Origin of the sequence: Leisingera sp. NJS201 (assembly GCF_004535885.1) — a bacterium.
Classification (GTDB): domain Bacteria; phylum Pseudomonadota; class Alphaproteobacteria; order Rhodobacterales; family Rhodobacteraceae; genus Leisingera.
This window is the reverse complement of sequence record NZ_CP038234.1, coordinates 1,721,416-1,734,018: the sequence shown is the minus strand read 5'-3', so window position 1 is coordinate 1,734,018 and position 12,603 is coordinate 1,721,416. Positions and strand designations below refer to the sequence as shown.

The following is a 12,603-nucleotide window of genomic DNA, read 5'->3' as shown; positions in this document are numbered from 1 at the left end:
CCTCAGCCCGTCAAACAGCAAAATCCGGCCTAACCCGCCCAGCACATGCACCAACTCCACCTCCTGCTGCTGTTGCAGCCTGCCGGCAGAGCTGGCGCAGGCCTGCACGTGAATGACATCGAAACCGCAGGCCAAGGCGTGTAGCAAATCAGTGTGCGTGATCTGCTGCAAGCAGCAGACCGAAACCGGTATCACGTCGCTCTGATGGGGCGCCGTCAGTTCCAGCCCCAGCGGTACTACTTCGTAAAGCAACAGAATTTGGACCCGCCCGGTCTCCAGCTTGCGCTGATGCGCCGCCTGGCAGAGGTTCATCAGCGGCAGCTCGCAGCTTCTGCTGGCGACATCCAGTAACGCAGCCCGACCGTGCGCTGCGTACCGAGCGTGGCAGGCAGTGTCGTCTGGCTGAGGGCAAAGGCACAAGTATTGCGGCGGGTAACCGGATTGCTTTTGCCGATCAGGGATATGAACACGCATCTCTCCCATAAGGAGATGCTAACACAATATCAAACACCTCAAGGGAGTATTTTTTAATTACCACCGAATTGTTGAAATTTTAACAATATTGCGCGGAAATCAAGCGGAAGACCCGCCGGTGTCCAGGACCCGGCGGATCTTCAATACCTAAGCGCTGCCTATTTCAGAGCCGCATCGGTGATGGCATGGGACCAGGCGCCTTCAGGGGTTTTGGTGATTACCGGATCCGAGCCGCCGCCCATCAGCGTTGACACTGTCCGCTCATAATCCGCCGGATCCAGCGCGCCGTTGCTGCCAGCGGTCAGCTTGGCAATTTCACCCATCATCCGCTTCTGGTGGGTTTCGGTCTGCGCACCGGAGGCATCATTGTCGAGAACGATCCCTGCCGCCTCATCCGGATGCTCCTCAGCGTATTTCCAGCCCTTCATTGAAGCACGCACAAAGCGCTCCATCTTGCCGGTGAACTCCGCATCGCTCAGGTTTTCTTCCAGCACATACAGGCCGTCTTCCAGCGTCGCCACGCCCTGATCTTCGTATTTAAACGTGATCAGCTCATCGGCGCCGACCCCGGCATCAATGACCTGCCAGTATTCATTATAGGTCATAGTCGAAATGCAATCAGCCTGGCGCTGCAGCAGCGGATCCACGTTGAAGCCTTGCTTCAGAACTTCGACACCAGCCTCGCCCTTACCCTCGGTGGAAATGCCCAACTGGCTCATCCAGCTCATGAACGGAAACTCATTGCCAAAGAACCACACACCCAGGGTGCGGTTGGCCAGATCGGCAGGCGCGGCAATGCCGGTGTCCTTCCAGCAGGTCAGCATCATGCCCGAGGATTTGAAGGGCTGCGCAATATTAACCAGCGGCAGGCCTTTTTCCCGTGCTGCCAGCGCCGCGGGCATCCATTCCACCGTCACATCTGCACCGCCGCCGGCAATCACCTGGGTCGGGGCAATATCCGGCCCGCCGGGCAGGATGGTGACATTCAGGTCCTCTTCCTCATAGAACCCCTTGTCCAGCGCCACGTAATAGCCCGCGAACTGTGCCTGGGTTACCCATTTCAGCTGCAGCGTCACATCATCCGCCGCCTGCGCCGCCCCGCAGCGCCCAGTGCCAGCGCTGCCGCCGTCATCAGATGTTTCATGTCTCGTTCTCCCTATTGATTATGACTTGAAGCTTGCCCGGGTTTGACCATTCGTTCAAAGTTTTTTCTTTATAAGGCCGGCCGTTGACGGCACCCCGCGCAAGTTTTCCGCAAAACCGCCCCGCATCTGGCGGGGCGGCCCAATCTTCAGCCCCGTTGCGACGGGTGCCAAAAAGTCAGTGTTTTCTCAATCAGCGCCATCAGACCGTAAAAGGCCGAGCCTGCCAGTGCTGCCACCACAATCTCGGCCCAGACCATGTCCAGCGCCAGCTGGCCGACACTGGTAGAGATACGAAAGCCCATGCCGACTGTGGGCGAGCCAAAGAACTCCGCCACAATCGCGCCGATCAGTGCCAGCGTGGTCGAGATTTTCAGCCCGTTGAACACAAAGGGCAGCGCTGCCGGCAGGCGCAGCTTGAAAAACGCCTGCCAGTAACTCGCCGCATAGGTCTGCATCAAGTCGCGCTGCATCGCTGAGGTCTCGCGCAGGCCCGCCACCGTATTCACCAGCATTGGAAAGAAGACCATGACCACCACTACAGCAGCCTTGGAGTGCCAGTCAAAGCCGAACCACATCACCAGGATCGGTGCGGTGCCGACAATCGGCAGCGCTGCAATGAAGTTCCCCACCGGCAGCAGACCCCGGCGCAAAAAGTCGCTGCGGTCCACCAGGATCGCGGTCAGAAACGCCGCGCCGCAGCCGATCACATAGCCGCCAAGCGCGCCCTTCAGGATGGTCTGGGCAAAATCCGCCCACAGAATTGGGATGCTGGAGACAAAGCGCACCGCGATTACGGAGGGAGCCGGCAGGATCACCAAAGACACGTCCATCCCGCGCACCAGCAACTCCCAGACCACCAGAACAGTGGTGCCGAAGATCGCGGGCACCAGCAGCTGCACTGCGCGGGTTTTCGCGGCCGGGCTGTTTGCCAGACGGCTGTTCAGCCACCATCCCAAACACCAGACTAGCACGGCTAGAACAACCATCACCATGACAGCACCCCTTGTTCTTGCCAGAAACATCCCGGGTGAGCCGCGCAGCGGCAAGGGCTGAGCCCTCTGTCCATCGCTTGATCATGCGCTTACCCCATGCGTTTCAGAACCAGCCGCTCGATCAGCCCGAGCAATGCCACCAGCGCCGCGGCCAGGATCGCCGCCGCAAACAGCGCCGACCAGATCTGCACGGTCTGCCCGTAGTAGCTGCCGGCCAGCAGCCGCGCGCCAAGCCCCGCAACCGCGCCGGTCGGCAGCTCTCCCACGATGGCCCCCACCAGCGAGGCGGCAATGCCGATCTTCAGCGAGGCAAACAGATACGGCATCGAGGACGGCAGCCGCAGCTTCCAGAACCCCTGATTTGTATTGGCGTTATAGGTTTTCAAAAGGTCCAGCTGCATCGTATCCGGCGCCCGAAGGCCCTTCACCATGCCGACAACCACCGGGAAGAAACTCAGATAGGCCGAGATCACCGCCTTCGGGATAATCCCCTGCACTCCGATGGAATACAGCACCACAATGATCATCGGTGCCAGCGCGATGATCGGGATGGTCTGACTGACAATCGCCCAGGGCATCACCGACATATCCATAACACGGGAATGCACGATCCCCACCGCCAGCAGAATGCCCAGCCCGGTGCCGATGGCAAAGCCTAAGAGCGTGGCGCTCAGCGTCACCTGCGCATGATAGATCAGGCTGCGTTTCGAGGTGATCTTCTTTTCCACTGTGGTCTGCCACAGCTCGGCCGCCACCTGATGCGGGGCCGGCAAGCGCGGACGCTGCTGCACCCAGGTTTCGCCAATAGCAAATGTGTTTTTTGCCACCAGCCCGATTTCGCTCATGTACCGGCGCTCTTTGGCAGTAGCCGGTGTGACCTCTGCCCCTGTCCGCTCTGCCTGATCAAGCACACCCTTGATGTTCATCGGGACGCAAGCGGCGTACCAGAGTGCGATGATGGCAGCGAGCACAGTAAAGACTGCAACAAAGCTCTTCATGACCCGCCCCGCCCCGCGCCAATTTTCTGCGCAGAAAATTGACCGGATAATTGGAATTTTCCGATGCCGCAAATGATGCCCCCGCCTGTGTACAAGCAGTGTTCAGGGGCTGCATGTCCGGTGCCGCCGTATTTGGCTGGTTGATATCAGTCATCGCCATGACCCGCCCGCAGCCCTTCGCGCACCCGATGCGCAATTTCGATGAACTCCGGGCTGTCCCGGATATCCAGAGGCCGTTCTTTCGGCAGGGTGCTATCAATCACATCATGGATACGGCCCGGCCGCGGCGACATCACCACGATCTTGGTCGACAGATACACCGCTTCAGGGATTGAGTGAGTAACAAAGCCGATGGTCTTGTTGGTCCGCGCCCAAAGCTTCAGCAGCTGCTCATTCAGATGGTCACGCACGATCTCGTCCAGCGCCCCGAACGGTTCATCCATCAAGAGGATATCAGCATCGAACGCCAGCGCCCGCGCTATGCTGGCCCGCTGCTGCATCCCGCCCGACAGCTGCCAGGGAAACTTACCGCCAAACCCTGTTAATTCAACAAGTTCCAGCACCTGATTAACGCGCTTTTCCTGCTCCGCCCTGGAGTATCCCATGATCTCCAGCGGCAGTTTGATGTTCTTGGCAATGGTCCGCCACGGGTAAAGCCCCGCCGCTTGAAACACATAGCCATAGGCGCGGTTGCGGCGCGCCTCGTCCGGTGTCATGCCATTAACGCTCAGGCTGCCGCCGGTGGGTGTCTCCAGTGCCGCGATACAGCGCAAGAACGTCGTCTTGCCGCAGCCCGACGGCCCGATAAAGGAGACAAAATCGCCCCTGTTGATCTCCAGGCTGATGTCCTTCAGTGCGTGCACTGGACCGTCGTTTGTCTCAAACGTCAGATCCAGGTTCCGGGCCTTGATCACACAGTCTGCGGGGGCTGGATCGGAAGCGGCGGCCTCGGGTAAGATTGCCTGGGTGGTCGGTTCCATATTCATATCTTCGCCTTGATTTCACACAGGAAAACGGGCCGCCGATACCGGCAGCCCGCTCCTGGATTTAAACACCTGTTGCCGGGATTCCGGTGCGTTCCACCGGGCGCGGCGCTGTTAGCTCTTTCCACGTGCTAAGCGCCTTGTTGACCGTTGTGTTCGCCTCCCGCGAGACGAACTTGCCGTGGCCCTCCTTGCACTTGATCTCGCCGTCATGCACCGCCACATGGCCGCGGGTCAGGGTAAAACGCGGCAGGCCCTTCACCTCATGTCCTTCAAACACGTTGTAATCAATCGAGGACTGCTGAGTACCGGCCGTGATCGTCTTGGTCTTCTTCGGATCCCAGACCACCAGGTCGGCATCGGCACCAACCAGAACCGCACCCTTTTTCGGATAGCAATTCAATATCTTGGCGATGTTTGTAGACGTTACAGCGACAAATTCATTCGGAGTAATCCGCCCGGTTTCAACGCCATGGGTCCACAGCATCGGCATCCGGTCCTCCAGCCCGCCGGTGCCGTTCGGGATCTTGGTGAAGTCGCCAACGCCAGTGCGCTTTTGCTCAGTAGTAAAGGCGCAGTGATCGGTGGCCACAACCGACAAAGAACCCGACTGCAGGCCGGCCCACAGGCTGTCCTGATGCTGCTTGTTGCGGAACGGCGGCGACATCACCCGGCGGGCAGCGTGGTCCCAATCCTTGTTGAAATACTCGCTTTCATCCAGCGTCAGATGCTGGATCAGCGGCTCGCCCCAAACCCGCTTACCCTGCATCCGGGCGCGGCGGATGGCCTCGTGGCTGTCCTCGCAAGAAGTATGCACCACATAGAGCGGCACGCCTGCCATATCGGCGATCATAATCGCCCGGTTGGTGGCCTCACCCTCAACCTGCGGCGGACGGGAATAGGCATGCGCCTCGGGGCCGGTGTTGCCCTCTGCCAGCAGTTTGGCCGACAGTTCTGCCACCACATCACCGTTTTCGGCATGCACCATGGCAATACCGCCCAGCTCTGCCAGCCGCTGGAACGAGGAGTAAAGCTCGTCATCATTCACCATCAGCGCGCCCTTATAGGCCATGAAGTGCTTAAAGGTGTTGATGCCGCGCTCCTGGATCACCGTCTTGATGTCGTCAAAGACCTGCTCGCCCCACCAGGTCACCGCCATGTGGAATGAGTAATCGCAATTGGCGCGGGTCGATTTGTTGTCCCAGCGCTTCAGCGCATCCAGCAGGCTCTCGCCAGGATTGGGCAGCGCAAAATCCACCACCATAGTGGTGCCGCCCGCCAGCCCGGCACGGGTGCCGCTTTCAAAATCATCCGTGCTGTAGGTGCCCATGAAAGGCATCTCCAGGTGGGTATGCGGATCAATCCCGCCCGGCATCACAAAACAGCCGGTGGCATCCAGCTCCTCGTCGCCTTTCAGGTTCGGGCCGATCTGCGTGATTACCCCGTTTTCAACCAGAACATCCGCCTTATAGGTCAGATCGGCGGTCACGATAGTGCCGTTCTTGATGACTTTACTCATGGCTATAACTCCCTGAATCGGGGCGTTTACTCACGCCTCCCGTTATTTCTCCCGCTGTCTGGCGCAGCTCTTTTCATCTTTTCCGGAAATACTCCGGGGGAAGCGGCCCAACGGGCCGCGGGGGCAGCGCCCCCTACTCCACGATCCCCGCCGTCTCGACCACCGCATGGAACAGCACATTGGCGCCGGCCTCCGCCCAGTCCTTGCTGATCTCCTCGGCCTCGTTGTGGCTCAGACCATCAACGCAGGGGCACATCACCATCGCGGTCGGTGCAACCCGGTTGATCCAGCAGGCATCATGGCCCGCGCCGGAAATCAGATCCTGATGTGAATAGCCCAGCCGCTCTGCCGCACTGCGCACAGCAGTGACGCAGCCCTCGTCAAAGGTAACGGGATCAAAGCCGCCTACCTTCTCAAACTCGATTTCAACGCCCATCGCTTCGGCAATCTGGGCGCCCTTTTCGTGCAGCTGATTTTCCATGTCCGTGATCACGTCCAGTTCCGGGCTGCGGAAATCGACGGTAAACACCACCTTGCCGGGGATCACATTGCGCGAGTTCGGATAAACATCGATATGACCCGCTGCCCCGACAGCATGCGGCGCGTGGCCCCAGGCAATTTCGTCCACGGTTTCCAGGATCCGCGCCATTGCCAGCCCCGCGTTGCGGCGCATCGGCATCGGAGTGGAGCCGGTATGCGCATCCTTGCCAGTCACCGTCACCTGGGTCCAGCTAAGGCCCTGGCCATGGGTCACCACACCGATGTCCTTACCCTCGGCCTCCAGGATCGGCCCCTGTTCGATGTGCAGCTCAAAGAAGGCGTGCATCTTGCGGGCGCCGGTTTCTTCCTCGCCGCGCCAGCCGATGCGTTTCAGCTCATCCCCGAATTTCTTGCCCTCGGCATCTTCACGGCCGTAAGCCCAGTCCTGGGTATGGATGCCCGCAAAGACACCCGAAGACAGCATTGCAGGCGCATAGCGCGTGCCCTCCTCATTGGTGAAATTGGTGGCCACGATCGGATGTTTGGTCTTGATGTTCATATCGTTGAGCGAACGGATCAACTCCAGCCCTGCCAGCACCCCCAGCACCCCGTCATATCTGCCGCCGGTGGGCTGGGTGTCCAGGTGCGAGCCCACATAGACCGGAAGCGCGTCCGGATCGGTGCCTTCCCTGCGGGCAAACATATTGCCCATCTGATCCAGCCCCATGGTGCAGCCGGCATCTTCGCACCATTTCTGAAACAGCGCGCGGCCCTCGCCATCTTCGTCCGTCAGCGTCTGACGGTTGTTGCCGCCCGCGACGCCCGGGCCGATTTCGGCCATCTCCATCAGGCTGTCCCACAAACGGTCGCCATTGATCTTCAGATTCTGTCCAAGCGACGTCATCTCAGCTTCCTTCCCTGTGCGCCCGTCTTTGCAGGCTTCAATCGGCTTTGCGCCGTTAGGTGGCTTTGAGTGCCGGCCAGGTCAGAGCGCCGGTTCTCTCGATTCCGGGCAATGATTTGACCAACTGGTCAAACTCACGCTATCACGGGTTCACTATCAGTCAAGAAATTGCCGCACAGCCCTTGAAAAAATCGGCTCTTTTGCCGGAAACAGGTGAAATTCCGCGCTTCAGCTGGCAGAAGGCGGCAGAAACAGACAGGGACAGACATGCCTGCAGACCGCGCGCCAACCCGAATTCAGAAAAAGAATCGCGCCGCCATCCTGGAGGCTGCGCTGGACGTGTTTTCCAGCCACGGATTCCGCGGCTCCACAGTGGACCAGATCGCTAAGGCCGCCGGCCTGTCAAAGCCGAACCTGCTTTACTACTTTCCCTCCAAGGAAGCGATCTTCAACGAACTGATGTCAGGCTTGCTGGATACCTGGCTCGACCCATTGCGGGCATTGGATCCGGAAGGCGAACCATTGGACGAAATCCTCGCCTATGTGCAGCGCAAACTGCAAATGAGCCGGGATTTTCCGCGCGAAAGCCGGCTGTATGCCAATGAGATTGTACAGGGTGCGCCCCGGCTGCAAGATGTGATCGCCAGCGACCTGAACGGGCTGGTGGAGGAAAAGGCACAGCTTTTGCAAGGCTGGATGGATGGCGGCAGGATCAACCGCGCGCACCCCAAACATTTGCTGTTTTCGATCTGGTCGCTGACCCAGCATTACGCAGATTTCGATGCCCAGGTGCGCACATTGATGGGGGACGAGGACCCGTTCGATGCAGCGCCGCAATACCTGGAAACCTTGTACCGGCGGATGCTTACACCGCAAAGCTGACCCTTGACTGCCAAACGTGACCAAGCGCTCCCGCCCCGCAGAAACCATCAGCCTTACTGATGCTTACTGAACGGCGTTGGGCCCGGCACCGCGCCTTGCGCGGTGCCGGGCCCAACGGGAGGAGCGCCTCCGGCAGGAGGCCGACGACGGGCGGGAGAACACCCGGAACCAGCCCAGGCGGCGGATTACTCCGCAGCCGTGGCTGCCGGGTTGTTCGGATGTGTTGTCCAATTGGCGTAATCGTCCGAGACAACCTCGCCGGTGCGCTCATCGATCTGACCGGCGGCCACTTCTTCCATGGTAATACAGCCCTCGACCGGGCAGACATTCACACAAAGATTGCAGGCGACGCATTCGTCGTCCTTAACTGTGAACACCCGGTCCTCGCTCATCGCAATCGCCTGATGCGAAGTGTCCTCGCAGGCTGCAAAACAGCGGCCGCAACTGATGCAATCGTCCTGATTGATTTTGGCCTTGGCCACGAAATTCAGGTCCAGATACTGCCAGTCGGTCACATTCGGAACCGCCATGCCGATGAAGTCCTGGGTAGAGGTGTAGCCCTTTTCATCCATCCAGGTGGACAGGCCCGAGATCATCTCCTTGACCACATTGAAGCCATAGGTCATCGCCGCAGTGCAAACCTGCACGTTGCCGGCCCCCATCGCCATGAACTCAGCCGCATCGCGCCAAGTGGTAACGCCGCCAATCGCCGAAATCGGCAGGTTGCGGGTTTGCGCATCGCGGGCAATCTCAGCCACCATATTCAGCGCAATCGGTTTCACCGCCGGGCCGCAATAGCCGCCATGGGTGCCCTTGCCGCCAATCGTCGGCTCCGGCGCCATGCTGTCGAGATCCACCGATGTGATCGAATTGATGGTGTTGATCAGGCTGACCGCATCGGCCTTGCCCGCATGTGCCGCCCGCGCCGGCTGGCGGATGTCTGCGATATTCGGCGTCAGCTTCACGATCACCGGTTTGGAGTAGTATTTCTTGCACCACTCGGTGACCATCTGGATGTATTCCGGCACCTGCCCCACAGCAGAGCCCATGCCACGCTCGGCCATGCCATGCGGGCAGCCGAAGTTCAGCTCAATCCCGTCCGCGCCGGTGGCCTCGACCTGCGGCAGGATGTCTTTCCAGGCCTGTTCTTCGCACGGCACCATGATCGAGACGATGATGGCGCGGTCCGGATAGTCTTTCTTGACCCGGGTGATTTCCTCCAGATTGGTCTGAAGGGGGCGGTCTGTGATCAGCTCAATGTTGTTCAGCCCCAGCAGCCGCCGGTCGGCACCCCAGATCGCGCCGTAACGCGGGCCGTTCACATTGACCACCGGCGGGCCTTCGGCACCCAGCGTCTTCCAGACCACACCGCCCCAGCCGGCCTCAAAAGCGCGGCGGACGTTGTATTCTTTGTCAGTTGGCGGCGCCGAGGCCAGCCAGAACGGGTTCGGGGATTTGATCCCCAGAAATTCTGTTGTCAGATCAGCCATTTGATCTCTCCTCTTCAGGCTAGCTTGGCGCAATCAACTTGCGCCGCGCTGGCTCAGCCCATCAGGCTGGAGTGAATATCCATTGCAGCGTCGCGGCCCTCGGCCACGGCAGTCACGGTGAGGTCCTCGCCACCCGAGGCGCAGTCGCCCCCGGCCCAGACCCCGGCCATAGAAGTCCGTCCGGTCTCTGAGACCTTGATTTTGCGGCCCTCAAGCTCCAGCGCGTCAGGCTGGCCTTCCAGTGTCTGGCCAATGGCCTTGAACACCTGATCTGCAACCAGACGCACGGTCTCGCCGGTGCCGGAAACCTTGCCGTCCGCAACCGCAGTATACTCCAGTTCGATCTCAGCAGCAGCACCGTTGCCAAGAACCGCCTTGGGCATGACATTGAACATCAGTTTCACCCCTTGGAGGCGGCCAAATCCTGCTCGAACCGGCTGGCGCCCATGTCCTCACGCCCGCGGCGGTAGGCTATGGTGACGTTTTCAGCGCCCAGCAGTTTTGACTGCACAGCAGCGTCCACTGCGGTCATTCCGCCGCCGATCACCACCACATTGCGGCCCACGGGCAGCGCGGTCAGGTCCTCCGCCTGGCGCAGCTCAGCAATGAATTCCACAGCGTCGCTCACGCCGTCCTTATCCTCACCAGGCGCACGCAGGGCATTGACCCCGGCCAGACCGATGGAGAGGAACACCGCGTCATAGCCGGATGCCAGCCCGTCCAACGACAGATCCCCGCCCAGCTTCTTGCCGTAATCCATTGTAATGCCACCAATTTGCAGCAGCCAGTCAACCTCGCGCGCAGCAAAGCCGTTGGTGGATTTATAGGCCGCAATGCCAAATTCATTGAGACCGCCGGCCTTGGGTTTGGCATCATAAACCACCACGTCATGGCCAAGCATCGCCAGCCGGTGCGCCGCAGAAAGACCCGCCGGACCTGCCCCGACAACAGCGATCTTTTTGCCCGTTGCTTCGGCGCGGGTGAAAGGATGCACGCCCTTCTCCATCAGCGTGTCGGTGGCAAAGCGCTGCAGGCGGCCGATCTCAACCGGTTTGCCTTCGGCGGTTTCACGCACGCAGACTTCTTCGCAAAGCGTCTCGGTCGGGCAGACCCGGGCGCACATGCCGCCAAGGATGTTCTGGTCCAGAATGGTCTTGGCCGCGCTTTCGGCATGGCCCGCCTGGATTTCCCGGATGAACTGAGGAATGTCGATACTGGTCGGACAGGCCGTCATGCAAGGCGCGTCATAGCAGAAATAGCAGCGATCCGCCGCCACTGCTGCCTCATGCGCATCATAGGCTGGGTGCAGGTCCGAGAAATTCTCAGCAATTCCAGCAGCGTCCAAACGCGCTGCCTGAATGCCGGATGCCTGATGGCTGGTCGCCATTGGGTGTCTCCCTGATTATTACATTCTTCTTGCCTATTAGACTGCCACAGTCTGATTTTTTATCAACTGGTAAAATTTTTACTGGGCGAAAAAAAATGCCGCCCCAGCAGGAACGGCATTCAAAGATTTGATTTCAGGGCAAAAACACGTTGCCGGCCTAGGCTGTCATTTGCGCAAGATGGCCGGTTTTCACCCAGACATGTGCACCTTCAGCGCCAGCCGTGGCCACTAAACGGCTGCCCGGCGGCAGCCGAAGCCAGTCCCAGCGCGTGAACGCTTCATCGTTTTCGCTAAAGCTGCCATGCACCACAAACACCTCTACGCCGCCAGGGGCATCCAGGTTAATCGCCTGCCCCGGCGCCCAGATTTGCAGGGTCACCGTTTCAACACTGTCCTGAAACAGCTCTTGCTGCGCTGCAGTGCCGGAGATGCGGGTTTTCACTTCGGTCCGGTCGGCTGGATCGAACTGGTGCAGCTTCACCAGGATCACTGCCCCTTCGGCCGCAGCAGGCGTGTGGCTGGTGGTCGGCGGGTTCCGGATGTAAGAGCCTTTGGGGAAGTCCCCGTGTTCGTCCTGGAACACACCGTCCAGTACCAAAAATTCCTCGCCGCCGTCATGCACATGCGGAGCAAAGGCAGAGCCCGGTGCAAACCGGACTATGGTGGTGGCGCGGGCCACTTCCTCGCCAATGCGGTCCAGCATCTTGCGCTCTACCCCAGGCGCCGGGCTTGCCACCCAAGGTGTTTCATCGAAATGCACCGCTGCCCGTTTGGTGAAATCGGCGTTGATCCGCATGTCGCTCCCCCTGGCTCTGCACCTTGGAATGTGGCGTCCGGCACGGCCCAAGGAAAGGGCGCTCACGAAACCGTGTGACGCATCGCGTCAAGCGGACAGTACGGCCGTGGCTTCGATTTCCACCTTTGCCTCATCCTCGACCAAAGCCGAAACGACCACCATAGTCATCGCCGGAAAGTGGTAGCCCATAATTGCGCGGTAGGCTTTACCGACCTCTGCCTGATGGGCGAGATATTCGGCCTTGTCGGTCACAAACCATGTGAGCCGGGTGATATCCTGCGCGGACCCGCCTGCGGCTTCGACCACCTCCAGAATATTCTGCAGCGCCTGGCTCATCTGGCCGATGAAATCCTGCGCCTCGAACACCTGATCCGCGGTCCAGCCGATCTGGCCGCCGACAAACAGCAGCTTGCCCTCGGCCACCATGCCGTTGGCATAACCTTTGGCGGGCTTCCACCCTTCGGGATGCACGCTGATGGCTGGCATGATGGGGCTCCTTTGCTGATGCGGCCTGCCAGCGACCATACCGTTGCCACGGTATTTATTTCAAGCT

At 59.9% G+C, this 12,603-nt stretch carries 10 protein-coding genes and 2 pseudogenes; 2 read left to right on the top strand and 10 right to left on the bottom strand.

The features are described from left to right. The first annotated feature begins 153 nt into the window (after positions 1–153). On the top strand, positions 154–351 hold the full coding sequence (locus ETW23_RS25860; protein ID WP_254695178.1) for a hypothetical protein: 198 nt from the start codon (positions 154–156) through the stop codon (positions 349–351). Positions 352–632: 281 nt separating this feature from the next. On the opposite strand, the pseudogene ETW23_RS08615 reads toward ETW23_RS25860, so the two are convergent. The 6 genes and pseudogenes from ETW23_RS08615 to ETW23_RS08590 form a co-directional block, all read right to left on the bottom strand. Further along, positions 633–1,618 (bottom strand): annotated as a pseudogene (locus tag ETW23_RS08615) (ABC transporter substrate-binding protein). A 147-nt stretch (positions 1,619–1,765) separates the two neighbouring features. Next, entirely contained in the window at positions 1,766–2,611 is an 846-nt protein-coding gene (locus ETW23_RS08610) for an ABC transporter permease (protein ID WP_129370668.1), read from the bottom strand. Between the two features lie 89 nt (positions 2,612–2,700). Continuing rightward, positions 2,701–3,609 carry an ABC transporter permease gene (locus ETW23_RS08605; protein ID WP_134829757.1) on the bottom strand — a complete coding sequence of 303 codons (909 nt, stop codon included), beginning with the start codon at positions 3,607–3,609 and terminating at the stop codon, positions 2,701–2,703. Positions 3,610–3,755: 146 nt separating this feature from the next. After that, complete coding sequence (locus ETW23_RS08600; protein ID WP_134829756.1) at positions 3,756–4,595, bottom strand: ABC transporter ATP-binding protein; 840 nt, start codon at positions 4,593–4,595, stop codon at positions 3,756–3,758. A gap of 61 nt (positions 4,596–4,656) precedes the next feature. Next, on the bottom strand, positions 4,657–6,111 hold the full coding sequence (hydA, locus tag ETW23_RS08595; RefSeq protein ID WP_134829755.1) for a dihydropyrimidinase: 1,455 nt from the start codon (positions 6,109–6,111) through the stop codon (positions 4,657–4,659). A gap of 133 nt (positions 6,112–6,244) precedes the next feature. After that, entirely contained in the window at positions 6,245–7,495 is a 1,251-nt protein-coding gene (locus ETW23_RS08590; RefSeq protein WP_134829754.1) for a Zn-dependent hydrolase, read from the bottom strand. 267 nt (positions 7,496–7,762) lie between these two features. Here ETW23_RS08590 and ETW23_RS08585 point away from each other — a divergent pair, with 267 nt between their 5' ends. Then, positions 7,763–8,377, top strand: coding sequence for a TetR family transcriptional regulator C-terminal domain-containing protein (locus tag ETW23_RS08585; protein ID WP_129370663.1), 615 nt, complete (start codon positions 7,763–7,765; stop codon positions 8,375–8,377). Positions 8,378–8,562: 185 nt separating this feature from the next. Here ETW23_RS08585 and preA read toward each other — a convergent pair whose 3' ends face one another. The 4 genes and pseudogenes from preA to ETW23_RS08565 form a co-directional block, all read right to left on the bottom strand. After that, the gene (gene preA, locus ETW23_RS08580) at positions 8,563–9,867 is read right to left on the bottom strand and encodes an NAD-dependent dihydropyrimidine dehydrogenase subunit PreA (protein ID WP_134829753.1); all 1,305 of its coding nucleotides are present in this window, start codon (positions 9,865–9,867) and stop codon (positions 8,563–8,565) included. A 53-nt stretch (positions 9,868–9,920) separates the two neighbouring features. Beyond that, a pseudogene (locus ETW23_RS08575) lies at positions 9,921–11,254 on the bottom strand (NAD(P)-dependent oxidoreductase). 157 nt (positions 11,255–11,411) lie between these two features. Continuing rightward, positions 11,412–12,050 (bottom strand): cupin domain-containing protein, encoded by a 639-nt coding sequence (locus ETW23_RS08570; RefSeq protein ID WP_134829752.1) that lies wholly within the window; start codon positions 12,048–12,050, stop codon positions 11,412–11,414. Between the two features lie 87 nt (positions 12,051–12,137). Further along, positions 12,138–12,536 (bottom strand): RidA family protein, encoded by a 399-nt coding sequence (locus ETW23_RS08565; protein ID WP_134829751.1) that lies wholly within the window; start codon positions 12,534–12,536, stop codon positions 12,138–12,140. Between the last annotated feature and the right edge of the window lie 67 nt (positions 12,537–12,603).